Source organism: Sphingomonas kyeonggiensis, assembly GCF_014204495.1.
Classification (GTDB): Bacteria; Pseudomonadota; Alphaproteobacteria; order Sphingomonadales; family Sphingomonadaceae; genus Sphingomonas; species Sphingomonas kyeonggiensis_A.
Genome location: NZ_JACHLN010000002.1, coordinates 1,233,122 through 1,257,229, shown reverse-complemented (window position 1 = coordinate 1,257,229; position 24,108 = coordinate 1,233,122). Strand labels below are relative to the sequence as shown.

Sequence of the window (24,108 nt, the reverse complement as noted above, 5' to 3'; positions counted from 1 at the left end):
AGGGTAGGGTGATCGGAATCGCGATGCCTGATTTGTGCAAGCGGGTGAGCGACTGTTGCTGGAACATGCGGCTCGCCACGCCTCGCTATTCAATGCCGATCGTATCGGGTAGGGTCTCCACGAATTCGCGAAGCTCACCCTTATATTCAGGTGCAATGTGACGGAAGGCATCGCTTAATATTTTACGAGATTCGGTGTCGAGATTTTGTAGATCGTATCCAAGTCGCTCCAAGATTTTGATGACATCGTCCTCGTCTATGGACTCTCCGGAAAATTCAAGCGCGATGTTGAGATTGGCCAAGGCTCGCGCGATCTGATGTATCATCATGACTTGGGCATCCTCATCTTGCGGTTGGGGTCGTCTGTTCAATCTCCGGTCACGTTTCCTTCTTCGTCCGGTAGTCGCTCTTTGGTCCGCTCGGCCCGGGTTGCCTGGATTATGTCCTCGATTTCGAACAGCAGGGCACGTCCCTGATCCGTTTTTCCGTTGGTGTCTTCGAGATCGTCGGCGAACAACGCCTTTGCTTGCGCTGCAAGTTCGACGAGTGATGCGTAACGCGTTTCGCCGAGCTTGGCTTTTACGAGCTCAAAGCCTCCAGCCAATTGATGGAAGCGGCTTTCTACGTTTCGATCCGGGAAGGAACCCGACTGATCGATGAAGGTGGGGGCATCTAGCACCATCGATCCGAGAAGGTCATAGATCTCGCTCAACGAAGCAGGAATATAGGGGCGAGGAGGGATGTAGGGTGGGGTTGGATCGTTCATTTTACATTCTCCGGTCGGCGTATGGCGTAGGTATATATACCCCCGAGCTGGGTTGGTCGGATGATGACGACCATCTCCGGACGAAAATCCGTGTTGAAGAATCCTCTTATTTGCGCGGTTAAGATGGTTTTGTTGGTCAGTGTTACGTCAAAAGCGACACTTCCAACTCTCGCGTCAGGAATACGATAGGTGCGCTCGGAGGTGTTATTCTCCCGTCTGTTAACCCGCACAAGCCCATTGCCGGATGAAGCGATGCCTAGTGCGCCATAGCGCTCTCGCAACTCACTTCGAACAGCTCGATCGATGTAATTGCCGAGCGCTTCGTTGGGCGACAGGCGAGGTTCCAGGCGGCCAGCGCGTTGCAGCTTTAGGCCGTTTTCGTATGCTCGATTCGTCGCATCTTGAAGGAAGCGCAATGTCTCAACCTGTAGAGGACGCAGGTCGCCCTTTACGCGCATATGGGCTTCAGCGCGTCGGAATCTCAAATCATTCAATTGCCTCATCTGCCCCTCGAAAGTGGACGGTGGTCCCAGGGAGGCGTATTGATACGTGGGATCGATGGATTTTATCTGCTGTAGATAGGTTTTTACCCAGCGATCCGCCATTTCAGTGGTCATTTGGCGTGCCGCAGATCTGAACCCTAGGATGTTGTCGGCAACGGCTACCGGTGTTCCAAGGGGTGAATTTCGCAGTCCGGGGAATGTCTGCTCAAGCGTCATGGGATCGTGGAATGCGCGGATATTGCTTCCGCGTCCGCCGCCGCCTCGGGAGCCGCCGCCCGGTTGGTTGGCGTTTACGGTCCAGCTTGGCTGTGTTCCATCCAGCGCCGTTGACCGCGGCCCACCCGGCCCGAACGTGAACTGCCCGTTCCGCGGATCATGCCACGGGTTGAACTTTACCTCGACGCTTGGCGCCTCAACACGGGGCCATCGCCCTGTCCGCATCCAGATCGAAAATGCTGTTGGTTGCCCCTGTCCCGAAATGCCCATGCCACCGCCTTTCCCAATTGCGGTGAGAACATTTCAAGAACATATTCCAACAATACAAGCGTAACTCCCTCCGAACCGGACCAATCCGTTCGAAGTGAGTCCGCCGAGGCAGTCGCCTCAATTCTTCCCCTTCAACGCCTCCGCCAGCGACGCCACCGCGCTGCCCCGCCGGGCCGGCTTGGGCTGGGATTCGTCCGGGGCCCAGCCGGTCAGGTAGACGATCTCGAAGCGCTCGGGGGTCTTGCCGTCCGGGTCGGCGCGCTCGGCAAAGGCCTGGGCGGCGCGGGCGAGGGTGCCGCGGGTGAGGGGCGGGGTGCCCGGCAGCAGGTTGGTCGCCGCCATGCCGCGCAGGTCGCCGAGCAGCGAGAAGATGCTCGAATAGCGCACGGTCAGCGTCTCGACGTCCGCCACCGGCAGCGCGAAGCCGGCGCGGGTGAGCAGGTCGCCAGCGGCGCGCACGTCGATCTGGGGGTGGAAGCGCGCGACCGGGCGCTCGCCCTCGGCATGCAGGAACACCGATCGCAGCGTCGCCAGCGTGCCCGCGCCGAGAAAGGCGCCGAGGAACAGCCCGTCGGGGCGCAGCGCGCGGCGGGCGATCGAGAGCGCGCCCGGCACGTCGTTGATCTGGTCGAGCACGCCGATGCTCACCACCAGGTCGAAGCTGTTCTCGGGAAAGGGCGTGCGGTCCTCATCGGCCTGGACCCCACCGGCCTGGGCGGCGAAGGCGGCGCCGGCGTCGATCCGGGTGATGCTGGCGCCGGGCAGCTCGAAGCCGCCGGCAAAGCTGCCCATGTCGAGCACGTCGTGGAATTCGCGGGTCACCCCGGCCAGGCGCTCGCCGATGCCCTCCAGCATATGCTCGCGGATAAAGCCTTCATAGCGGCGGGCGGCGCGGTCGCGGCGCTTGCGGCGCAGGGCGCGGTCGAAGATCTCGGCGGAATCAGTCGGTCCATTCTGGGGCATGGCGCGCTTGTGCGCCGGTGCGCCGCCGGGGACAAGGCACGTGTGGCCGGCCCCGCGACCCTCCTGCGCCCGCTCGTGCGGCCCCTGGCGCGTATCGCCGATCTCGCGCTGCCGCCGCGCTGTCCGGGCTGCGGCGCGATCACCCCGGCGGATCATCGCTTCTGCGCCGCCTGCTGGGGGAGCCTGCGCTTCTTGGGTCCGCCCTGGTGCGCCGCCTGTCACCTGCCGTTCGAGCATGACCGGGGGGAGGGCGCGCGGTGCGGCCAATGCCTTGCCGATCCGCCGCCGCATGACGGGGTGCGCGCCGCGGTCGCCTATGGCGAGGTGGCGCGGGCCATCGCGCTCAAGCTCAAATATTCGGGGCGGCTCGCCTGTGCCGCGACCATGGGGCGGGCGATGGCGCGGTTGATGCCGGAGGAGGCGGACCTGCTGGTGCCGGTGCCGCTGCACCGCTGGCGGCTCTGGTCGCGCGGCTACAACCAGGCCGGGCTGATCGCCGCGTCGCTTTCCCGCGCGCATGGCGTGCCGCTTGCGCCCGACCTGCTGCGTCGGGTGAAGGCGACGCCGATGCTGCGCGGGCTGGGGGCGAGGGCGCGGGCAAAGGCGGTGGCCGGCGCCTTCGCACTGGCGCCGGGCGCGCGGGAAAGGCTGGCGGGCCGGACGGTGGTGCTGGTCGATGACGTCCACACCAGCGGCGCCACCGCCAATGCCTGTGCGAGGCTGCTCAAGCGCGGCGGCGCGGCGCGCGTGATCCTTTTATGCTGGGCTCGCGTTCTGGACTCCGGGGAAGGCGCGGATTGACAAGCGCCGGGCGCGACCACAGGTGTGACGTGAAATGGCTAAGATCGAAATCTTCACCAAGGCGTTCTGCCCTTATTGCACCCGGGCCAAGGCCCTGCTCGACAGCAAGCAGGCCGAATATGAGGAGATCGACATCTCGATGGGCGGCCCGCGCCGTGCCGAGATGATCGACCGCTCGAACGGCCGGATGACCGTTCCCCAGGTGTTCATCGACGGCAAGCATATCGGCGGGTCCGACGATCTCGCGGCGCTCGATGCGCGCGGCGGGCTCGATCCGCTGCTCGCCGCCTGAGCCTTCGGGCGATGATCGTCTTCGACCTCAAATGCGAAGCCGGCCATGTCTTCGAGGCGTGGTTCGGATCGAGCGGTGCATGGGAGGAGCAGCGCGCCGCCGGGCTGGTCGCCTGCCCGATGTGCGGCAGCGCGGAGGTTGGGAAGGCCGTGATGGCGCCCAATGTCGGCGCCAAGGGCAACCAGGTCGCCGTGCCGTCGCTGCCTGTGCCTGCGGGCGAAGCGGGGATTCCGGCCGAGGCGGTGAAGGCCGCGATGGCGGTGCTCGCCGACATGCAGGCCAAGGTGCTGGAGGGCTCGAAATGGGTCGGCTCGGCCTTTGCCGACAAGGCGCGCGCCATGCATCTGGGGGAGACGCCGCACGCGCCGATCCACGGCCAGACCAGCCTTGCCGAGGCGCAGGCGCTGATCGAGGAAGGTGTGCCAGTCGCGCCGCTGCCGCTGCCGGTGGTGCCGCCCGAGGCGTGCAACTGATCGCCTGCACGAGGCAGTTCCCCGGCGAAGGCCGGGGTCCAGCTTCGGCGCATCCGGTTAGGCGCGCGAACCTCTCGAACGACATTGCAACTGGGCCCTGGCCTTTGCCGGGGAACTGAGTTGGATCGGCTTCGGTCCCTTTCCGCCTTCACCGTTGTAGCCCAGTGGTACACTGGTTAAGCTCCCCGGGAATCGGGGGAATCTTGCAATGGATGCTTTGCGCCTGGACGGCGTGGTCAAGCGCTTCGGCGACTTCACGGCAGTCGACAATCTGAGTTTCGCAGTGGCGCCCGGGGAGGTGTTCGGCTTTCTCGGCGGCAATGGCGCGGGCAAGACGACCTCGCTGCGCATGGTGCTGGACATCCTGCGCCCCGACGCGGGGAACATCTCGGTGCTCGGCCGCGCGCCGGGCCGCGCGAACAGCGCGATGCTGGGCTTCCTGCCCGAGGAACGCGGCCTCTATCGCTCGATGACCGCGCTCGACACGATCGTCTATTTCGGCCGGCTCAAGGGCATGACGCCCTCGGATGCGCGGGGCGAGGGCAAGGCGCTGCTTGAGCGCTTCGGCCTGCAGGATTTCGCCAAGACCACGGTGGACAAGCTCTCCAAGGGCATGGCGCAGAAGGTCCAGCTGGCGACCGCGGTGGTCAACCGTCCGCAATTGCTGATCCTCGATGAGCCTTTCTCAGGCCTCGATCCGGTCAACCAGGGGCTGCTCGAGGACGAGATCGTCCGCGCGGCCAAGGGCGGGGCGGCGGTGGTCTTCTCCACCCATGTCATGCAGCATGCCGAGCGGCTCTGCGACCGGCTGCTGCTGCTCGCGCGCGGCAAGAAGCTGTTCGAGGGCACGCAGGACGAGGCCCGCGCGACGCTTCCCGTCGAGCTTCACCTTTCCGCGAAACAGTCACCCACGGGTCTGCCGGGTGTGATCGACGCGCAGCCGTTGGGCGAGGCGGGCGCTTGGCGCGACTGGTCGGTGCGGCTCGCGCCGGGTGGCGATCCGGGCGACCTGCTCGAACATTGCACCGCGCAGGGCTTCGCGCTGCGCCGCTTCGAACAGCGCCGGGCGAGCCTGCACGAAGTCTTCCTTCACATCGTCGGCGGGGAGGCACGCTAATGCTCCAGCACATCCTCCTCGTCGCCGGCCGCGAATATCGCCAGATCGCGATGACCAAGAGCTTCTGGATCACGCTGCTGATCCTGCCGCTCGCCTTTGCGCTGGGGCCGCTCGCCTCGCGCTTCATCGACAAGTCGGACACCGAGACGGTGATGCTGATCGACCAGGCCGGCGGCGCGCCCTCGGCGGCGATCCGCCAGCGGCTGACGCTCGACGAGCAGCGTGCCGCGCTCGATGCGCTTGCCCGCTATGTCCGCCGGCATGAGCTGCAAAAGGCGAACCCCAACGCGCTCTGGGCGCAGCAGGGCCGTTGGTACAGCGACGCCGATGTCGCCCGCTTCCTCGCCGAGGGCGGGGTGGAGGGCGCGCGCAAGCAGATCGCCGCGGTGTCGAAGGAAGACGCCGCGGGCTTCAAGGCGCCCGAGGCCAATTACCGGATCGTCGAGACCCCGGCCAATGTCGCCACCGCCGCGCCGGGCCAGATCGACAAGGCGCTCCAGCCGCTCCTCCATCCGGACGACAAGTCCAGCGCCAAGCCGATCGACTATGTCGTGCTGATCCCGCGCGAATTCGGCGCCTCGCCGGCGGTGCGGCTCTGGGCCAACGGTCGTCCGCGCGCTTCCTTCGTGGGGACGTTGCAGACGGTGCTGACCCAGGATCTGCGCACCCGCTATCTCCAGGCCAATGGCGTCGCGCCGGCCGCCGCAGCGACCGTGGGCGCGATCGCTCCGGCGATCCAGGTGACCACCCCGCCCGAGGGCAGCGGCCGCGAGCGCGTGCTGGTCCGCTCGATCCTGCCGCTGGCCTGCGCCTATATCCTGATGATGTCGCTGATGCTGTCGGGCAGCTGGATGCTGCAGGGCACCGTGGAGGAGCGTGGTAACAAGCTGCTCGAGACGGTGCTCGCCTGTGTCTCGCCCAACGAGCTGATGTACGGCAAGCTGGTCGGCACCGTGGCGATCGGCCTTTCGATGATCCTCACCTGGGCGGCCTGCGGGATCTTCGCCGCCTATGCCACGCACGGCGCGATCGCGGACATCATCCGTCCGGCGCTGGAACCGGTCTCCACGGTCGGCAGCGTCGCGGCGATCCTCTATTTCTTCGTCGCCGGCTATCTGATGGTGTCGATGCTGTTCCTGGTGATCGGCGCGATGAGCGACTCGATGCGCGATGCCCAGGGCTATCTGACGCCGGTGATCCTGCTGATCATGATGCCCTTCACCCTGCTGGTCCAGGCGGTGGTGAACGGTGCGGGTGGGATCGGCGTGCAAGTGCTCACCTGGGTACCACTCTATACTCCGTTCACCGTGATGGCGCGGCTGGGCAGCGGCATCCCGTTCTGGGAGATGATCGGATCGGGCATCACCCTGGCGCTGTTCATCGCACTGGAGATCTGGCTGCTCGGCCGCGTGTTCCGTGCCAGCCTGCTCAGCGGTGGACGGCGCAGCATCGGCGAGATCATCGGCCTGATGCGGCGGGAGGCCTAGCCGGTTGACCCTCGGGCGCGGCCCCGATACCAACCGCGCCCGTGCCTCCGTAGCTCAGCAGGATAGAGCGACGGTTTCCTAAACCGCAGGTCGTGAGTTCGAATCTCGCCGGGGGCACCACCGAAACCCGCGGAATTCCGCGGGTTTCGCGATTGTGCGGACCGAATCCCGATCGTTGCGTTCGTGTATCCACGGCCTGCCTGGCGTCGGCCTGGTGAGGCCGGTCGCGGTCGCAACCGCGTCGATCAGGACGCAGCGATTCATTTCAGCATTCCTCGTCTTTTGGAAAGAAGGCCGGCGCGCTGGGCAGCTAGCGCCTCGTGGTCGATGTCTCGGCGCAGCAGCGTTGACCGGGTTAAATTATATTATATAAGTGATTTAATAAGATTAAGTGCCTTGGGAGAGTGGCCGGTGGCTGACGAAGCGAGAGGGATGAACCGCCGTCAGGCGTTGAAGGGCGGCTTGTCGCTTGGCGCGATGGCGGCCGCGGCGTTCGGTGCGGGCAAGGGGCTCGCCTGGGCGAGGCGCCGCGATACTCGGCCCAACATGATCGTCATCATGGGCGACGACATCGGCTATTCGGACCTTGGCGCCTATGGCGGGGACACCGACACCCCGCATCTCGACGCGCTGGCCGGCAGGGCGGTGCGGTTCGACAATTTCTACAACATGTCACGCTGCTGCCCATCGCGGGCGAGCCTGCTCACCGGGCGCTATCCGCACCGCGTGAACATGACCGGCAATGGCACCAGCCTGTCGCTCGACACGCCGACGGTGGCGGAGCAGCTGCGAGCGGGCGGCTATGCGACGGCCATGATCGGCAAGTGGCACCTGACCGCCGCCGAGCCGCTCACGCCGCCGGCCGAGCATCTCAAATGGCTCAACCACCAGGGCCATTTCGACCGCGATTTCGGGGACAGGCGCACCTATCCGGTATCGCGGGGCTTCGACTATCACTGGGGCATCATCTGGGGCGTCTGCGATTATTACGACCCGTTCTCGCTGGTCGAGAACTACACACCGGTTCGCGAGGTGCCCAAGGACTTCTACCTGACCGATGCGATCAGCGATCACGCGGTCGAGCAGGTGAACACGCTCGGCAAGGGCGACAAGCCCTTCATGATGTACCTGGCCTATACCGCCGCGCATTGGCCGCTGATGGCGCCCGAGCATGTCATCCAGAAATACCTGCCGCGCTTCGAGGATGGCTGGGATGCGATGCGCAAGCGCCGCTATGCGCGCCAGGTGAAGCTGGGCCTGGTCGATCCCAGGATTGATCCCTTGCCGCCGCTCGACGACGACTATGCCGAGAATGCCAGGACCACGTGGGAGGCGCTCACGCCCGAGCACCGCGCCGAGCAGGTCCGCAAGATGGCGACCCATGCCGCGATGATCGACATCATGGACCAGGGCATCGGCCGGGTGGTCCAGGCGCTCAAGGACAGCGGCGCCTATGAGAACACCGTCATCATGTTCCTGGTGGACAATGGTGCCTCGCCCGAGATCATGGTGCGCCCGGGCTATGACCGCCCGAGCGAGACGCGCGACGGCCGCAAGATCGGCTATGGCGAATATCCCGGGGGCATCGGCACCGAACTCAACCAGACTGGGATTGGCGCGCATTGGGCGAGCGCCGCCAACACGCCGTTCCACTGGTGGAAGGCCGAGAGCTATCAGGGTGGCACCCATACGCCTTTCTTCATCAGCTGGCCTGCCGGGATGAAGCGGCGCGAGGGCAGGGTGGTCGCGCAGGGCACCCATATCGTCGACGTCACGCCGACCCTGCTCGAGCTGGCGGGCATCGCACCGTCGCAAAAGGGCGCGCCGATGGACGGCAGGTCCTTCGCGGGGGCGCTGACCGGGAAGGCGCTGCCGAATCCGAGACCCTTCTTCTTCGAGCATTATGGCGCGCGCGCGGTGATCGACGGACAGTGGAAGATCGTCTCGCTGGCGCCGCATGGCGGCGATCAGAGCTATCGCCAATGGGCGCTGTACGATCTCGCCAGCGACCGTACCGAGACGAACGACCTGGCGGCCCGGCATCCCGAGATCGTCGGGCGCCTTGCGAAAGCGTGGCGTGACTGGGCGATGTCGGTGGGCCTGAAGCTGCGTGCCGAGGGGGGCGTCGGTGGCGGCTCGCCCGACAAGGCGGACACCTTTTCGGACTAGCCCGGGCAGTCGTCTCCCGCAGCGCATGGCGCGAGATCCGGTTCCACCTGGGTTGAGATAGGGCGCCGGGACATGCATCCCGGCGCCCTTCGTGTCGGCGGTTACTTCTTCTGCAGCGCCTTGTAGTCGTCGATCCAGGCATAGTTGAACGCCGAGCTGCCGTCCGCATTGGGCTTCACGGTGCGGCCGGCGAACACGCTGTTGAGCAGCCAGGGCGTCGAATCCGGCCCGAAATTGTTCACCATCGAGCTGCCCTGCTTGAAGCCATAGGTGGCAACCGCGAGACGGCCGGTGTCGCGAAAGAGCTTCATCTGGTTCCGGAGATAATGTTTCCGGCTTTCGAACCATGGGCTCTGCGACAGGAACTCGTCCCATTGCGGCTTGGAGAAGGGCGTCTCCAGCGCGGCCTTGATGACCTGCCAGGTCTGGGCGTTGGCGGGAGCGCCATATTTGGCGGCGAACGCGGCAGGGACGGGATCCTTGAGGTGCTGCTTCCACCACCAGACCAGCGAGAATTCCAGCACGAGGAACTTCTGGTCGGAGCGCATCCGCGGCAGGATATAGTCGAGGAACGCCTTGGACTCCTCGATCGTCGTGATGTGCGGATGGATGTCGAGCCCTTCGAGCTCGGGCGTCTGCTGGATGAACGCGAGCCAGCGATCGGTGGTCTTGTTCCGCCACACCGGGTTCTGGGTCTGGTTGAGCGCGCCCATGTAGAGATGGGTCTTGCAGGCGCTGCCGCCGCAATGTTCCGCTCGATACTGGATCGCGGCCTTGGCCAGCGCTTCGTAATAGGCGTTGAAATTGGGGTTCCAATCCTGCTGGCGGCTCTCGATGAAGGGCTCGTTGCCGATCACCAGGATGTCGACCTTGCCCATTACCAGCGGCAGCACCGCCTCCAGCCGGGCGAGGTCCTTCCTGAAGGTTTCGCTGTCGGCCTTGGGGAAGGCTACGCGATTATAGGGGAATTTGAGCGTCAGCACGGTCTTGTATCCGTGACTTGCGACGTCGAGGATCGTCTTGACCGCGCCGTGATCGGCGGCGGGGCCGCGATCGAGCTGGAACATCGGCAGGAAGATCCGGACCCACTGCGTGTCGCTCTTCTGGAGGTCGCGATAATCGACATCCTCGAAATGCTCATTGTAGTTCGCGCCGAGCGCGCCCTGCGCCAGTGCCGCGCCGGGCAGGCTGAGCAGCGCCGCAGCGCCGATTGCCAGAAGTTTACGCATGATTTCCCTCTTCCCTGTCTTCGCCCTCGCATGGGTCAGTTGGCTGGTAGTTGTCGTCCGCTCAGGGGCGGCTGCGGCCATCGCGTTCGATCTTGTCGAGCCAGGCGGCCATGCGCGCGGTGCGCTGCGGCTCCTTCCCGGCGAGATTGACCTTCTCGGCCGGGTCGTTGGCGACGTTGTAGAGCTGGTGGACGGGCAAGGTGCCGATCGGATTGCCGTGGAACTCGTGCGGCTCCACGCTGGCGCGGATCAGCTTCCAGTCGCCGGCGCGGATCGCGAAGATGCGCGCACCGCTGCCCGCCACCTTGGTGCCGGTGGTGACCATCAGCTTGGTGTCCTCGACCACATGGTCGCGCCCGCGATCGGTCTGGCCGAGCAGGGGGGCTAGCATGTCGAAGCTGTCCACCGCCGCATCCCGGGGGAAGGTGCCGCCGACCAGCTTCGCCAGCGAAGCGAGCAGGTCGACATGGTCGACGACCGCGGCCGAGACCTTGCCGGCGCGGACATGGCCTGGCCACCAGCTGATCATCGGCACGCGGGTGCCGCCTTCGTAGATGCTGTACTTGCCGCTGGTGAACGGGCCGGCCGGACGGTGCTTGCCGGCAAGCTCGACAGCCTTGTCCTGATAGCCGTCGAACAGGATCGGGCCATTGTCGCTGCTGAACACCACCAGCGTATTGTCGGCGATGCCGAGCGTCTCGAGCTGGCGCATCAGCTCGCCCACGGTCCAGTCGAGCTGGAGGATCGAGTCACCGCGTGGTCCCATGCCCGACTTGCCGACGAAGCGCGGATGCGGCGCGCGCGGCACGTGCGGTTCGTTGACGGCGTAGTAGAGGAAGAACGGCTTGTCCTTCCGGGCGCGCATGAACTCCACCGCCTTGCCGAGCAGCACGTCGCTCAGCTCCTCGTCCTTCCACCGCGCCTTCTTGCCGCCGGTCATGTAGCCGATGCGGCTGATGCCGTTGACGATCGTGTTCGAATGTTCGGGATCGGCGCCGAACTTGAGCATCTCGGGATGGTCGAATCCGGTCGGCTCGTCGCCGATCTTGTCGTGATAATTCACTTCGATCGGGTCGGCGGGGTCGAGGTTCACCACGCGCCGGTTCTCGATCAGTACGGTCGGCACCCGATCGAGCGTCGCCGGCATGTAGAAGCCATAGTCGAAGCCGATGTCGAGTGGGCTGGGGGCGATGTTGCCGTTCCAGTCGACCTTGCCGTCGCCCAGGCCGAGGTGCCACTTGCCGACCAGCCCGGTGGTGTAGCCGGCGCTCCGCAACATCGTCGGCAGGGTGAACTTGCCCGGCCGGATCAGCGCCGGCGCGTCGCCCGGCAGGATCTGCACGCCAGAGGCGCGCCACGCATAGTCACCGGTCAGCAGCGCATAGCGCGACGGCGTGCAGGTGGCGGAAGGCGAATGGCCGTTGAGGAAGCGCGTACCGCCCGCGGCCAGCCGATCGATGTTCGGCGTGTGGATCGTCTTCGATCCGTAGCAGCTCAGGTCGCCATAGCCGAGGTCGTCGGCATAGAGGATGATGATGTTCGGTCGGCTCGGGCCCGCGAGCGCAGCTCCCGGCATGGCCAGTGCCGCGGCGCCGGCCAGCAACATGCCGCGACGCGTTATTGCTGCCTTCATCGTCTATCCTCCCAATATTCATTCGTTCTGCCGCCTATCTAAGGATAGGATTTATCAGATCACAAGCAAATTATCGCATTGAAGGAAAGCTTGCTTGGGCGGGCGGAGCGGGATCGGCAGATTGGTCTCTCCACGCTCATGCATAAGCGAAGCGTGAACTCGTGATGGCAGGACGCCGAGCCAAGGAGCGTCAATCGCTCGGATCGGTGTCTGCGTGCCTTTCGGCATGCTAACGCGGTAGCCTTGGGGAGTCGCCTTGGCCAAGGCGGCCCGGCCAACTAATGCAACCTGTTGAGATCATGCGGAACTTCTGGTCCGAAATGGGTCGGCTTGTCATATGGATTCTGGTATGATAATTCAGATAGATAAGTTTGAAAAAGAATGATAATGGGGAGGCATAAGTGATTAATCTCAATCGTTATTTCCTGTTCGCAACCAGCTCCGCGGTGGCCCTGGCAACGATGCCGGTCGCCGCGATGGCGCAGGATAGCGCGCCGGACACCGCCGAGATCGGCGTGCAGGAGCAGGAAGATCCGGCCACGAACCAGATCATCGTCAGCGGTATCCGCCGCAGCCTCGAGTCCGCCCAGTCGGTGAAGCAGGACTCCGATCAGATCATCGATTCGGTCGTCGCCGAGGACATCGGCAAGCTGCCTGACGTCACGGCCTCGGAATCGCTGGCCCGCATCCCCGGCGTCACCGTGACCCGCGATGCCGGCGTGGCGCAGGGCGTGCGCATCCGCGGCCTGCCGGATCTCGCCACCACCTATAACGGCCGCGAAGTGTTCACCGCGGAAGGCCGCTTCGTCCAGCTGCAGGACTTCCCGTCGAACAGCATCGCCCGCATCGACGTCTACAAGTCGGCCAGCGCCGATCTGCTCGAGGCGGGGCTGGCCGGCCTGGTCGACGTGAAGTCGCGCAAGCCGTTCGACTTCAAGGGTACCCGCGTCACCGGTTATCTCGGTGGCGTGCACTGGTACCAGTCGCAGCGCCTGGGCATCGAGGCCAACGGGCTGGCCAGCACCCGCTGGAAGACCGGCATCGGCGAGATGGGCTTCCTGATCGAGGGGTCCTACGCCGACACCAAGTACATCGATTCCTCGCGCGCGGTCGCGCAGGACATCCGCAACCGCACGAACATCACCGGCTATCCGCAGCTGCGCTACCCGAACTTCGTCAACACCGACTATGCCTCGGCGACGCGCTGGCGCCCGAATGTCGATGCGGCGTTCCAGTGGCGGCCGAGCAGCACGCTCGAAATCTATCTCGACGGCCTGTACCAGGGCTATCGTGGACGCGGCGACGGCCACAACCTCCAGGTCGTGTCGGGGGATGCCGCCACGCTGACCAACATCACGCTGATCCCGGGCACCAACCAGGCCGCGAGCTTCGACGCGGCGGCGGGCACCGGTGCGGCGCCGACCGGCGCGCAGCAGATCAACGACCAGTCGACCGACACCTATCAGGCCGGCGGCGGCTTCATCTGGAAGAGCGGCCGGCTCAAGCTGACCGGTGACGTTGCCTATACCGAGTCGACCTTCATCAACCGCAACGTCGCGTTCAACTACACGCTGACCTCGTCGCCGGCGCGCCATTTCGAGTTCGACACGTCTGAGGGCGTGGGCGGCGGCACCGTCAACCTGATCAACTACGACCTCTACAATCTCGGCAACTATCGCTGGACCGGCCTGACCCAGAGCGGCAACCGCGGCCATGGCCAGAGCTGGCAGGGGCGCCTGGACCTCGACTACAAGCTCGACAACTTCATCCTGACCAACCTGCAGGCGGGCCTGCGCTTCTCGAACCGCGACGCGGATTCGTACAGCTATGCCCAGTCGACCTATGCCGCGCCTGCGGGGCAGACCTATTCCGTGCTGGCGTCGATGCTGAACATCCAGCCGGCGGCGGGCGGCTTCCGCAACGACAGCGCCGCGTCGATCCGCACGTGGCTCTCGCCGACGCGGGAGAGCCTGATCGCCAATCTCGATACGCTGCGTTCGATGACCACGCTCACTGTCAACGGCGTGACCACCACGCTGGCCAAGGGTGACCCGACCTGGGGTTCGCCGGTCTATACGAGCAACGAGAAGCTCTACACCGGCTATGTCCAGGCGCGGTATGCGTTCGAGATCGCGGGCGTTCCGTTCGACGGCCTGATCGGCGTGCGTGCCACCCAGGCCGATGTCGCGATCAACGGCCTGCGCCGCTCGACCACCGGCACCGGTGCCACGGCGGTGACCACGGTGACGCCGATCTCGACATCATCGAGCAACAGCGACTTCCTCCCGAACGTCAGCATGCGGATCAAGCTCGATCCGAAGCTGCAGATGCGCATCGCCTATACCGAGACGCGGACGCGTCCCGGCTTCGGCCAGCTCAACCCGACGATCACGATCGGTGCGCTGCCGACCGGCAACACCTGCGCGGATCCGAACGGGGCGGACTGCATCCGCTCGGCCAGCTCGGGCAATCCCGACCTGAAGCCGACCACCTCGAAGAACTATGACGCGTCGGTGGAATATTACTTCAGCCGCAGCGGCGCGCTTACGGTCGGCGGGTTCTACAAGGACGTGAACGGCTTCATCAACACGTTCACCACCGACGTGGCGGATGCCGAGTTCGGTCGTCTGCGCATGAGCCAGCCGCAGAATGGCGGTGCGGGCCGGATCAAGGGCATCGAGGCGGGCGTCCGCAGCTTCCTGCGCGCGCCGTGGCTGCCGGACTGGATGAGCAACTTCGGCGGAATGGTGAATTACACCTATCTCGACGCGAAGTCGGTGCTGGCGCCGAGCCTTGCGGCGACGCTGCCTGGCCTGCAGCGCATCGCCGGTACGTCGAAGCACACCATCAACACCTCGGCCTGGTACGAGAACAAGGTACTCTCGCTCCGTCTGTCGTATAATTGGCGCAGCGACTTCATCGACAGCTATGGCCAGGTTGCCGATCCGGCGCTGGGCAACCCGGCACCGCTGGGCCCGACGCTGCCGATCACGGTCGATGCCCGCGGCACGATGGACTTTGCCGCGACGCTCCAGCCGACCGACAACATCACACTAAGCTTCAACGTCAACAACCTGGCCGGCGGCGCCTACCGCAACTACCGCACGTTCAATGCGGCGGGCCAGGCCTATGCATGGCAGACGCGCTTCCTGGAGAGCGTCTATCGTGCGGGCATCCGCTTCCGGTTCTGATCGCCGGGACGACGTAAGCCTGACCTAATGGGCGGCGTCGCGACGGAAGGATTTTCCCGAGCGCCGCCGCCCTTTGTTTTGACGGACACGAGGACGACATCGTGAAGCATTTCCTGGCCGCGGCGCTCGCCGCGACTTCGCTGATCCCGGCACAGGCGCTCGCCCAGCAGGCGGCGCCGGCCAACCGGCCACCGGCGGACGACATCTTCATCGACCACCCCTCGCAGGACCGGAACGCCACGGTGATGCCGGCGGCGGACGCGATGCCGGTGAAATCCTTCTTCGCCGCGCATGCGATCACCGATGCCTCGGTGGCCCAGGCCGCGGACGGGCGCTGGTTCGTCACCGGCACGGTGATCCGTGACGGTCGCCGCGATGGCATCCAGCTCTGGTCCTCGTCCGATGACGGCAAGAACTGGACCGCGCTTGGCGTCGTCCATGGTGCCGGGCACCGCTATGTCGCGCCGGACATCCAGATCCGGGGCGATCTGGTCCAGCTCGCCTTCGCCGACGACAATGGCTGCGCGCACATCGCCCGCGGCTCGCTCGCCAATCTCAAGGGCGGTTTCACCGAGAGCCCGTGCCTGGTGAGTGACGTGGCCGACGTGTCGTCCTTCATCGACACCGACGGCACCAGCTACCTGCTGTGGAACGGCGGCATGATCGCCAAGGTGGCCGCCGACGTCTCGAAGCTCGCCGACGCGCCGCGCTTCCTCAAGCCCGATCCCGCGCTGTTCAAGGTCGATCCGCCGGCGGGCAAGGACTGGCCCGTACGGTTGCGCGTCGGCAAGGCCGGCGCCTCGATGTTCAAGGACGGCGATCAATATGTGATCACCGCCAGCGAAGTGACGGGTCGGATGCGCACCGCCACCGACGATCTCTACATGGCGACCGGTCCATCGCCCTATGGCCCGTTCAGCAAGCGCATGCTCGCCGTGCCGCATGCGGGGCAGGGCAATGTCGTGCGCACCAGGGCCGGCGGGCTCGTCGCCAGCTACAATCCGCGCTGCGAGGACGATTTCGCGATGTTCTGCGAGCAGGTCGGCCTCGTCCCCCTGGAGCGCGCCGAGGATGGCCGCATCCGCCAGGCCGCTTCGGTGCTGACCGAGAATAGTGCCGTGGCGGATCGGCGGCCGTTGGTGACAACCGAGATGATGCGCGACCCTTCCGTGATGATGGGTGGGGATGGGGCCTATTATCTGGTCGGGACCCAGAAGGGGTTCGGCTTCCAGTATCCCGAGGGTGGGGTTACCCTGTATCGCTCCACCGACCTGAAGAGCTGGTCCCCTTCGAAGATGATCTTCGACTGGAAGGGGCTGGGCTACGAGTTCAAGAACGTCGCCGAGCTCTGGGCGCCGGAGATCCATTGGTCGGCCCGGGACAAGACCTATTACCTCGCCTTCTCGGTGATGGAGCGCGGGGTGGGGGGCAAGTCGTGGCTGTTCAAATCGACCAGCGGCAACGCCATCGGGCCGTACGTCAACACCCGCTCGAGCTACTTCTTCGAGGGTATCGATGCCTTCCCGTTCGAGGATGAGAGTGGCTTCTACCTGCTTTGGGGTGGTGGCAAAATCGGCAAGCTGGGCGCGACACGGGAGGGATTCGAAGGGCCGGTGAGGAAGCTGGTCGATACCGACGGCGAAAATGTCGGTTACGAGGGCAACGGGCTCATCAAAGTCGGCGATACCTATTTCCTGACCGGCGCCGAATGGAACGGGCCGCTGCGCACCGACGGCACCTATGACATGATGTACGGCACCTCCAAGTCGCTGTTCGGCCCATACACCAAGCGCCGCCTCGCCGTACCGCATGGCGGCCACGGCACCGCCTTCCGCGACGCAACGGGCCAGTACTGGTACACGATGTTCGGCAACGACACGACCGCCCCCTGGCGCCGCCATTTCGGCCTGGTGCCGATCCTGATCGGCGAGGACAGCATCCGCGTGCCCCCGATCGAGCGCTGATCTTTCTGGGGTGGGGATTCCTACATTGCAAGCGGAGGCGCGGTGCGGGGAAAGCGCCGCATGAGATCCCGGCTTTCGCCGGGATGACGATAAGGGCCTAGAACGCGAACGCCTCGATCTCGCGGCGCTCGGCCAGCAGGAACGCGTCCGCCACGAGGCGCATCGGGCGCAGGTCGACATCGCTGCCGCCGGTCGCGAGCAGCTCGGCGAAACGGGCATAGAGGCGCGGATATTCCTGGTCCGGCTCGGTGCACTCGGCCTCGCCCGGCAGCTGGAGCACGCTGCCGCCCAGCGACAGGCGGAGCGTGCCGGCATCGGTATCGACTTCGATGTCCCAGGTCTGCGGGCCGGTCTGGAGGAAATCGAACGAGGCATGGCCCCTCGCACCGCCGCAGCGCAGCTGCAGCTCGGCGGCGAGCGGACCGGCGCGGCCGGCGGGCACGTCCATCGTCGCCGCTTCGACGAAGAGCGGGGCGGGGAGGATCGCCGTGGCGATCGACAGGGCGTTGATGCCCGGATCGAACACGCCGAAGCCGCCGGCGGCAAGGATCCACTCCTGGCCCGGGTGCCAGCGGCGGATATCCTCGCGCCAGTGGATGCGCACGGCCTTGATCTCGCGGCGCGACAGCCAGTTGCGGGCGGGGCCGACACCGGCGGCTTCGCGCGAATGCCAGCTGGTGAACAGCGTCACGTTCCGCGCGCGGGCGAAATCGGCCAGCGCCTCGATCTCCGAAAGCGTCGCCGCCGGCGGCTTCTCGAGCATCACATGCTTGCCGGCCTCGATCGCGATCCGCGCCAGCTCGTAGCGCCCCTCGGGCGGGGTGCAGAAGGAGACCGCATCAAGTGCGGTCCCCGCGATCATCGCCGCGGTATCGAGGTAATTCGGCACGCCATCGACCTGGCCATGACGGCTGGCGATTGCCGCCAGCGTAAAGCGGTCGTTGCTGGCGACGGCCGGAAGATGCTGATCCCGTGCGATTTTTCCAATGCCAACCAGGCCGAGCCTAAAGCGATCCACCCCTAACTCCCTTTTATACGATATATATGCTTCCTATCCGCCGTGATCCGCTCTATCAAGTGCGCCGTTACGTGCGAACGCGCCAGTGAACGGCTGCGGTTTCAGGAAGAGGGTTTTGTATGTCCGGCGGTGGTAAAGTCGAGGGTGAGCGCCCGAATCTGCGGTCGCGCGCCTGGTTCGACGATCCCTCCAACCCCGACATGACCGCGCTCTATGTCGAGCGCTACCTGAACTTCGGCATCAGCCTGGAGGAGCTGCAATCGGGCCGGCCGATCATCGGCATCGCCCAGACCGGCAGCGACCTGACCCCGTGCAACCGCCACCATCTCGAACTCGCCAAGCGCGTGCGCGAGGGCATCCGCGACGCGGGCGGCATCGCGCTCGAATTCCCGACCCACCCGATCCAGGAGACCGGCAAGCGCCCTACCGCCGGGCTGGACCGCAATCTCCAGTATCTCAGCCTGGTCGAGGCGATCTTCGGCTACCCGATGGACGGCGTCGTCATGACGATCGGCTGCGACAAGACCACCCCGGCCTGCCTGATGGCCGCCGCCACGGTGAACATCCCGGCGATCGCGCTGTCGGTCGGCCCGATGCTCAACGGCTGGTTCAAGGGCGAGCGCACCGGCTCGGGCACGATCGTGTGGAAGGCGCGCGAGATGCTCGCGGCCGGCGAAATCGATTACAAGGGCTTCATCGAGCTGGTCGCCAGCTCGGCGCCGTCGACCGGCTGGTGCAACACCATGGGCACCGCGACGACGATGAACTCGCTGACCGAGGCGCTCGGCATGTCGCTGCCCGGCTCGGCGGCGATCCCGGCGCCGTACCGCGACCGCGCCGAATGCGCCTATCACACCGGCGTGCAGATCGTCGAAATGGTGCATGCCGATCGCAAGCCTTCGGACGTGCTGACCCGCCAGGCCTTCCTCAACGCGATCCGGGTGAACTCGGCGATCGGCGGCTCGACCAACGCGCCGATTCATCTCAACGCCATCGCCCGCCATATCGGCGTCGAGCTGAGCCTGGCCGACTGGGAGGAGCACGGCGCCGAGATCCCGCTGCTGGTGAACCTGCAGCCGGCGGGCAAGTATCTGGGCGAGGACTTCTACCGCGCTGGTGGCGTGCCCGCGGTGATGGGGCAGCTGCTCCGCGCCGGGCTGATCGACGGCAGCGCGCTGACCGTCAACGGCAAGACGATCGGGGAGAATGTTGGGGCCGCGACGGTGGAAGATGCCGATGTGATCTTCCCGCTCGATGCGCCGCTGAAGCAGGCCGCGGGCCTGACCGTGCTTTCGGGCAATCTGTTCGACAATGCGGTGATGAAACTCTCGGTGCTCTCCGAGGAGTTCCGCAACCGCTATCTATCCGATCCCGAAAATCCCGATGCGTTCGAAGGCACGGCGATCGTGTTCGACGGGCCCGAGGACTACCACAGGCGGATCGACGATCCGGCGCTGGGTGCCGATGACCATTCGATCCTGATCATGCGCGGGGCAGGGCCGGTCGGCTATCCGGGCGGCGCCGAAGTGGTGAACATGCGCCCGCCGGTCGCGCTGATCCGCGCCGGGGTGCATGCGCTGCCCTGCCTGGGCGATGGCCGCCAGTCGGGCACCAGCGGATCGCCTTCGATCCTCAACGCGGCGCCGGAAGCGGCCGTCGGCGGTGGCCTGGCACTGGTGAAGACCGGCGACCGTATCCGTATCGACCTGAAGAACCGCACTGCCGACATGCTGGTGGACGAGGCCGAACTCGCCGCGCGCCGCGCTGCGCTCGCCATCGATTATGTGCCCGAAGCGCAGACCCCTTGGCAGGAAATCCATCGCAGCCTGGTCGGCCAGTTCGATGGCGGCGCGGTGTTCGAGAATGCGGTGAAGTATCAGCGCATCGCCCAGAAATACGGCGTGCCGCGGGACAGCCACTGATGAGCCTGGTCCGCATCGTCGAGCGTGACCGTCGCGATGTCCTGGGCGAGGGGCCGCTCTGGTCGGCGCGCGAGAACGCGCTCTACTGGACGGACATCCTTTCTCGCCGGCTCAACCGGCTGTCGCTTGGAACCGGTGCGATCAGTGCCTGGGTGTTCGACGACTATCTCGGCTGGGCAATCGAGCGCGAGCGGGGCGGGTTCGTCATCGGGCTGGGGCGCCGCCTGCTTCGCTTCAATCCCGAAACCGGCGCCACACGCCTGCTCGCCAATCCCGAGCCGGACCGGGTCGAGAACCGGATCAACGATGCCAAGGCCGATACGCAGGGCCGCATCTGGGCCGGCACCATGTCGATCAACTGCAGCGATCCGACCGGCAGCTTCTACCGGCTCGATACCGACGGCACAGTGACGCGCGTTGACGGGCCCTATACGATCGCCAACGGTCCGGCGGTCGCCGCCGATGGCAGCTTCCTGCTCCATACCGACACCGCGCTGGCGACGATCTTCCGCTTCGACATCAACGACGACGGATCGCTGGGGCCGCGCACGCCCTTCATCGCGTTCCAGCCCGAATGGGGCAATCCCGACGGCATGACCTTCGATGCCGAGGGCTGTTTGTGGGTCGGCTGCTGGGGTGCGGGCTGCGTCACGCGTTTCTCGCCCGAAGGCGCGCGGATGCGCAGCATCGCGCTGCCGGCGAGCCAGATCACCAGTTGCACCTTTGCGGGCGAGGGGCTCGACCGCATGTTCGTCACATCGGCGGGCGATGGGGTGGACGAGCCCCATGGCGGCGCATTGTTCGAGGTCGATCCAGGCTGCCGCGGCCTGGCGACCCAACTCTATCGCGGTTGAGGAGAAGAGGGATGACGCTGAACAAGAGCGCGCTGCTGCTGGGCGCAGCGCTCGTCTGCGCACTGGCGAGCAATGCCGAGGCGGCGACCGCCAAGCGCGGCACCTTCGGCAAGCTGCCCGACGGGCGCACGGTTGAATCGGTGACGCTGACCAACGGCAAGGGCGTTTCGGCGAACATCATCGGCTGGGGCGCGACGATCCAGTCGCTCATCATGCCCGATCGCAACGGCAAGAAGGCCGATATCGCGCTCGGCTATGACAATCTCGAACAGTATCTCGCCAAGCCGCAATATTTCGGCCCGATCGTCGGCCGCTTCGGCAACCGCCTGGCGGCGGGCAAGTTCACGCTCGACGGCCAGACCTACCAGACCCCGATCAACAACGGGAAGAACGCGCTGCACGGCGGCACCACCGGCTTCGACAAGGTGTTGTGGACCATCACCTCGGTGAAGGACGGCCCGACCGCCTCGGTCACGCTGCGCTATGTCAGCCCGGACGGCGACATGGGCTATCCCGGCACGCTGACCGTCGACGCGACCTATTCGCTCGACGAGCAGAACCATCTGACGATCGACTATCGGGCGACCACCGACAAGACGACGATCGTCAACCTGACCAACCATGGCTGCTGGAACCTGTCGGGCGAAGGCTCGTCGAACGGCGCGATGGGGCATGTCGTGACGATCCCGGCGCAGACCTATCTGCCGACCGACGACGGGGCGATCCCGACCGGCGAGTTCCGCCCGGTGGCCGGCACCGTGTTCGACTTCCGCACCCCGCGCGCGATCGGCGACCGGGTGCGCGACGCCAGCGACCAGCAGATCATCTGGGCACGCGGCTACGACCATAACTGGGTGATCGGCCGCGAAGTGACCAAGGACCAGCATCTGATGGCCAGGGTCCGGGATCCGGCATCGGGCCGCGGCTTCGAGCTGTGGTCGAACCAGCCGGGGCTGCAATTCTATTCGGGCAACTTCCTGGACGGCACCTCGCACGGCAAGGCCAAGAAGGTGTACCGCGAGGGCGACGGCTTCGTGATGGAGCCGCAGCTCTTCCCGGACTCGCCCAACCAGAAGGGCTTCACCAGCGCCCGGCTGGAGCCGGGCCAGACCTATCACAACGTGATGACCTATCGCCTGACCACGGGTCAGGCCGGCCGCTAAGGGGAGCAGCAATGAAGGCTATCGTATTCCTGGCCGCCAGCACGATGCTGGCGGCGACGCCGGCGCTTGCCCGCGATCAGTGGACCGCGGCGCAGGCGAATGCCTGGCACGCCAAGCAGCCCTGGCAGGTCGGCGCCAACTACACGCCGGCAACCGCGATCAACCAGCTCGAGATGTTCCAGGCCGAGACCTGGGATCCCAAGCGCATCGACCTGGAGCTCGGCTGGGCCGAGGCGATGGGGATGAACGTGATGCGGGTGAACCTGCACCACCTGCTGTGGGAAACCGATGCCGCCGGGCTCAAGCGCCGGATGGACGAGTTCATGACGATCGCGGCGAAGCACAAGATCAAGACCCTGTGGATCTTCTTCGACAGCTGCTGGGATCCGAACCCGGTCGCCGGGCCGCAGCATCCGCCGATCCCCGGCGTGCACAATTCGGGATCGGTCCAGTCGCCGGGCGAGGCGCGGCTGAAGGACGCGTCGCAGTACGACAAGCTCGAAGCCTATGTGAAGGACCTGGTGACGACCTTCGCCAGGGACGAGCGGGTGATCGGCTGGGACGTCTGGAACGAGCCGAACAATGGCGGCGGCGGCAACTACAAGCCGACGGTCGACAAGAAGAAATATGTCGCGACCTTGCTCCCGCGGATGTTCGCCGCGGCGCGCTCGGCCGATCCGATCCAGCCGCTCACTTCGGGCGTGTGGATCGGCAATCACTGGGACGACCAGACCAAGCTCGATGCGGTCGAGAAGATCCAGATCGCCGAATCCGACGTGCTGAGCTTCCACGACTATAGCTGGCCGGAGAAGTTCGAGGCGCGGGCCAGGCAGATGCTCAGCTATGGCCGCCCGGTCTGGTGCACCGAGTACATGGCGCGCGGCAACGGCTCGACCTTCGAAGGCTCGCTGCCGATCGCCAAGCGGCTCAACATCGCGATGTACAATTGGGGTTTCGTCGACGGGAAGATGCAGACGCGGCTGCCCTGGGACAGCTGGAAGAAGCCCTATACCTATGAGGAGCCGACGATCTGGTTCCACGACATCCTCTATCTCGACGGCAGGCCCTATCGCCAGGCCGAGGTCGACCTGATCAAGCGCATGGCGACGGCACCGAAGGGCGTGGTTCCTGCCACGCCGATCGCCAAGTGATGCGGCGGGGGATTGCCGCGGCGCTGGCGGGGCTCGTCCTCGCCGCGCTGCCGGCGCATGCCCAGGACGCGCCGTCCTTCTTCGACGGCGCCGATCCCGATTTCGAAGTCGCGGAGGGGCAGTACTGGCTCTACCCGACCTTCGGGGGGAAGACGCTGGTCGCCTGGCATTCGCTCGACATGCGGAAATGGGAGAAGGGGCCGGTCCTCCTCGATCATTCGATGATCCCGTGGATCACGGACGACAAGGCGCCCGAGCACCGCCTGTGGGCGCCGGACATGGTCCGCGCGAACGGGCGCTATTATTTCTATTACTCGATCGGCCCGCAGAACCCGACGCCGAGCCGCATCGGCGTGGCGACCTGCGAAGGTCCGGCGGGTCCCTGCAAGGACAGCGGCAAGCCGCTGGTGAACGATGGCGGGCACGGCTTCGAGGCGATCGACCCGGCGGTGTTCACCGATCCGCGGACGGGCCGGAGCTACCTCTATGCCGGCGGCAGCGCCGGGGCGACGCTGCGCGTCTGGCAGCTCAGGCCCGACATGGTCAGCATCGACCATGAGGTGAAGGTGCAGACGCCGGCGCACTTCACCGAGGGCTCGTTCATGTTCGAGCGCAAGGGTACCTATTACCTGTCCTATTCCTCGGGCAATTTCCGCGACACGACCTATTCGGTCCACTACGCCACGGCGAAATCACCGGTGGGGCCGTGGAAATATCGCGGGGCGATCCTGGTCAGCGACGCCAGGTACAAGGGGCCGGGCCACCATGCGTTCCTGCGCGATCCCCGGGACGGGCGCTGGTACATCGCCTATCACCGCTGGGAAGGGCAGCCGCATGACGGCCCCTATACCGGCTCGCGCCGGGTGGCGATCACGTCGGTGGCGTTCGGCAAGGACGGGTCCATCCTGCCGATCAGGATGGACTGAG

20 protein-coding genes and 1 tRNA gene are annotated in these 24,108 nt (G+C 65.7%); 14 read left to right on the top strand and 7 right to left on the bottom strand.

The genetic code is table 11. The features are described from left to right. Positions 1–85: 85 nt before the first annotated feature. The 4 genes from HNP52_RS13525 to HNP52_RS13510 all read right to left on the bottom strand — a co-directional run bounded on the left by HNP52_RS13525 (position 86) and on the right by HNP52_RS13510 (position 2,717). Entirely contained in the window at positions 86–328 is a 243-nt protein-coding gene (locus HNP52_RS13525) for a hypothetical protein (RefSeq protein WP_184167908.1), read from the bottom strand. Positions 329–366: 38 nt separating this feature from the next. Next, a complete protein-coding gene (locus HNP52_RS13520) occupies positions 367–765 on the bottom strand; it encodes a hypothetical protein (protein ID WP_184167906.1) in 399 nt (132 codons plus the stop codon). After that, entirely contained in the window at positions 762–1,754 is a 993-nt protein-coding gene (locus tag HNP52_RS13515) for a hypothetical protein (RefSeq protein ID WP_260396084.1), read from the bottom strand. The genes HNP52_RS13520 and HNP52_RS13515 overlap by 4 nt, the downstream gene beginning before the upstream one ends. A 117-nt stretch (positions 1,755–1,871) precedes the next feature. Next, entirely contained in the window at positions 1,872–2,717 is an 846-nt protein-coding gene (locus tag HNP52_RS13510; RefSeq protein WP_184167904.1) for a class I SAM-dependent methyltransferase, read from the bottom strand. A 42-nt stretch (positions 2,718–2,759) separates the two neighbouring features. On the opposite strand from HNP52_RS13510, the gene HNP52_RS13505 reads away from it, so the two are divergent. The 7 genes from HNP52_RS13505 to HNP52_RS13475 all read left to right on the top strand — a co-directional run bounded on the left by HNP52_RS13505 (position 2,760) and on the right by HNP52_RS13475 (position 9,056). Beyond that, positions 2,760–3,518 carry a ComF family protein gene (locus HNP52_RS13505; protein WP_311768465.1) on the top strand — a complete coding sequence of 253 codons (759 nt, stop codon included), beginning with the start codon at positions 2,760–2,762 and terminating at the stop codon, positions 3,516–3,518. Between the two features lie 34 nt (positions 3,519–3,552). Next, positions 3,553–3,810, top strand: a complete 258-nt coding sequence (gene grxC, locus HNP52_RS13500; protein ID WP_184167900.1) for a glutaredoxin 3 — start codon at positions 3,553–3,555, stop codon at positions 3,808–3,810. 11 nt (positions 3,811–3,821) lie between these two features. Further along, the gene (locus HNP52_RS13495; protein ID WP_184167898.1) at positions 3,822–4,283 is read left to right on the top strand and encodes a DUF1178 family protein; all 462 of its coding nucleotides are present in this window, start codon (positions 3,822–3,824) and stop codon (positions 4,281–4,283) included. A 208-nt stretch (positions 4,284–4,491) separates the two neighbouring features. Beyond that, on the top strand, positions 4,492–5,400 hold the full coding sequence (locus HNP52_RS13490) for an ABC transporter ATP-binding protein (RefSeq protein WP_184167896.1): 909 nt from the start codon (positions 4,492–4,494) through the stop codon (positions 5,398–5,400). Further along, positions 5,400–6,887 (top strand): ABC transporter permease, encoded by a 1,488-nt coding sequence (locus HNP52_RS13485; RefSeq protein WP_184167894.1) that lies wholly within the window; start codon positions 5,400–5,402, stop codon positions 6,885–6,887. Before HNP52_RS13490 ends, HNP52_RS13485 begins: the two co-directional genes overlap by 1 nt. Before the next feature lie 43 nt (positions 6,888–6,930). Continuing rightward, a tRNA-Arg gene (locus HNP52_RS13480) sits at positions 6,931–7,007 on the top strand. Between the two features lie 312 nt (positions 7,008–7,319). Further along, positions 7,320–9,056 (top strand): arylsulfatase, encoded by a 1,737-nt coding sequence (locus HNP52_RS13475; protein WP_184167892.1) that lies wholly within the window; start codon positions 7,320–7,322, stop codon positions 9,054–9,056. Between the two features lie 101 nt (positions 9,057–9,157). Here HNP52_RS13475 and HNP52_RS13470 read toward each other — a convergent pair whose 3' ends face one another. Together HNP52_RS13470 and HNP52_RS13465 are read right to left on the bottom strand one after the other, a co-directional pair. After that, the gene (locus HNP52_RS13470) at positions 9,158–10,285 is read right to left on the bottom strand and encodes a hypothetical protein (protein WP_184167890.1); all 1,128 of its coding nucleotides are present in this window, start codon (positions 10,283–10,285) and stop codon (positions 9,158–9,160) included. Positions 10,286–10,346: 61 nt separating this feature from the next. Next, on the bottom strand, positions 10,347–11,918 hold the full coding sequence (locus tag HNP52_RS13465) for an arylsulfatase (RefSeq protein WP_184167888.1): 1,572 nt from the start codon (positions 11,916–11,918) through the stop codon (positions 10,347–10,349). A 401-nt stretch (positions 11,919–12,319) separates the two neighbouring features. Between HNP52_RS13465 and HNP52_RS13460 the strand changes: the two genes are divergently transcribed. Then, positions 12,320–15,109: a TonB-dependent receptor gene (locus tag HNP52_RS13460; RefSeq protein ID WP_184167886.1), complete on the top strand. Its 2,790-nt coding sequence runs from the start codon at positions 12,320–12,322 to the stop codon at positions 15,107–15,109. 101 nt (positions 15,110–15,210) lie between these two features. Beyond that, the gene (locus HNP52_RS13455) at positions 15,211–17,073 is read left to right on the top strand and encodes a family 43 glycosylhydrolase (RefSeq protein ID WP_311768464.1); all 1,863 of its coding nucleotides are present in this window, start codon (positions 15,211–15,213) and stop codon (positions 17,071–17,073) included. Between the two features lie 97 nt (positions 17,074–17,170). On the opposite strand, the gene HNP52_RS13450 is transcribed toward HNP52_RS13455, so the two are convergent. Further along, entirely contained in the window at positions 17,171–18,091 is a 921-nt protein-coding gene (locus HNP52_RS13450; RefSeq protein WP_184167884.1) for a Gfo/Idh/MocA family protein, read from the bottom strand. A 119-nt stretch (positions 18,092–18,210) separates the two neighbouring features. Between HNP52_RS13450 and HNP52_RS13445 the strand changes: the two genes are divergently transcribed. From HNP52_RS13445 to HNP52_RS13425, 5 genes are read left to right on the top strand one after another with little or no spacing between them, the layout of a single operon-like run. After that, positions 18,211–20,013, top strand: coding sequence for an IlvD/Edd family dehydratase (locus HNP52_RS13445; protein WP_184167882.1), 1,803 nt, complete (start codon positions 18,211–18,213; stop codon positions 20,011–20,013). Further along, entirely contained in the window at positions 20,013–20,867 is an 855-nt protein-coding gene (locus HNP52_RS13440; protein WP_184167880.1) for an SMP-30/gluconolactonase/LRE family protein, read from the top strand. The genes HNP52_RS13445 and HNP52_RS13440 overlap by 1 nt, the downstream gene beginning before the upstream one ends. Before the next feature lie 11 nt (positions 20,868–20,878). Then, the gene (locus tag HNP52_RS13435) at positions 20,879–22,030 is read left to right on the top strand and encodes an aldose epimerase family protein (protein ID WP_184167878.1); all 1,152 of its coding nucleotides are present in this window, start codon (positions 20,879–20,881) and stop codon (positions 22,028–22,030) included. Positions 22,031–22,041: 11 nt separating this feature from the next. Then, positions 22,042–23,181 (top strand): cellulase family glycosylhydrolase, encoded by a 1,140-nt coding sequence (locus HNP52_RS13430; protein ID WP_184167876.1) that lies wholly within the window; start codon positions 22,042–22,044, stop codon positions 23,179–23,181. Then, positions 23,181–24,107 carry a family 43 glycosylhydrolase gene (locus tag HNP52_RS13425; protein WP_184167874.1) on the top strand — a complete coding sequence of 309 codons (927 nt, stop codon included), beginning with the start codon at positions 23,181–23,183 and terminating at the stop codon, positions 24,105–24,107. Before HNP52_RS13430 ends, HNP52_RS13425 begins: the two co-directional genes overlap by 1 nt. Position 24,108: the final 1 nt, after the last annotated feature.

Excerpts from the sequence above, each read along its gene's own strand:
- HNP52_RS13525 (WP_184167908.1), bottom strand. The coding sequence starts at position 328 with ATGATGATACATCAGATCGCGCGAGCCTTGGCCAATCTCAACATCGCG.
- HNP52_RS13520 (WP_184167906.1), bottom strand. The coding sequence starts at position 765 with ATGAACGATCCAACCCCACCCTACATCCCTCCTCGCCCCTATATTCCT.
- HNP52_RS13515 (WP_260396084.1), bottom strand. The coding sequence starts at position 1,754 with ATGGGCATTTCGGGACAGGGGCAACCAACAGCATTTTCGATCTGGATG.
- HNP52_RS13510 (WP_184167904.1), bottom strand. The coding sequence starts at position 2,717 with ATGCCCCAGAATGGACCGACTGATTCCGCCGAGATCTTCGACCGCGCC.
- grxC (WP_184167900.1), top strand. The coding sequence starts at position 3,553 with ATGGCTAAGATCGAAATCTTCACCAAGGCGTTCTGCCCTTATTGCACC.
- HNP52_RS13495 (WP_184167898.1), top strand. The coding sequence starts at position 3,822 with ATGATCGTCTTCGACCTCAAATGCGAAGCCGGCCATGTCTTCGAGGCG.
- HNP52_RS13490 (WP_184167896.1), top strand. The coding sequence starts at position 4,492 with ATGGATGCTTTGCGCCTGGACGGCGTGGTCAAGCGCTTCGGCGACTTC.
- HNP52_RS13485 (WP_184167894.1), top strand. The coding sequence starts at position 5,400 with ATGCTCCAGCACATCCTCCTCGTCGCCGGCCGCGAATATCGCCAGATC.
- HNP52_RS13475 (WP_184167892.1), top strand. The coding sequence starts at position 7,320 with ATGAACCGCCGTCAGGCGTTGAAGGGCGGCTTGTCGCTTGGCGCGATG.
- HNP52_RS13470 (WP_184167890.1), bottom strand. The coding sequence starts at position 10,285 with ATGCGTAAACTTCTGGCAATCGGCGCTGCGGCGCTGCTCAGCCTGCCC.
- HNP52_RS13465 (WP_184167888.1), bottom strand. The coding sequence starts at position 11,918 with ATGAAGGCAGCAATAACGCGTCGCGGCATGTTGCTGGCCGGCGCCGCG.
- HNP52_RS13445 (WP_184167882.1), top strand. The coding sequence starts at position 18,211 with ATGTCCGGCGGTGGTAAAGTCGAGGGTGAGCGCCCGAATCTGCGGTCG.
- HNP52_RS13440 (WP_184167880.1), top strand. The coding sequence starts at position 20,013 with ATGAGCCTGGTCCGCATCGTCGAGCGTGACCGTCGCGATGTCCTGGGC.
- HNP52_RS13435 (WP_184167878.1), top strand. The coding sequence starts at position 20,879 with ATGACGCTGAACAAGAGCGCGCTGCTGCTGGGCGCAGCGCTCGTCTGC.
- HNP52_RS13430 (WP_184167876.1), top strand. The coding sequence starts at position 22,042 with ATGAAGGCTATCGTATTCCTGGCCGCCAGCACGATGCTGGCGGCGACG.
- HNP52_RS13425 (WP_184167874.1), top strand. The coding sequence starts at position 23,181 with ATGCGGCGGGGGATTGCCGCGGCGCTGGCGGGGCTCGTCCTCGCCGCG.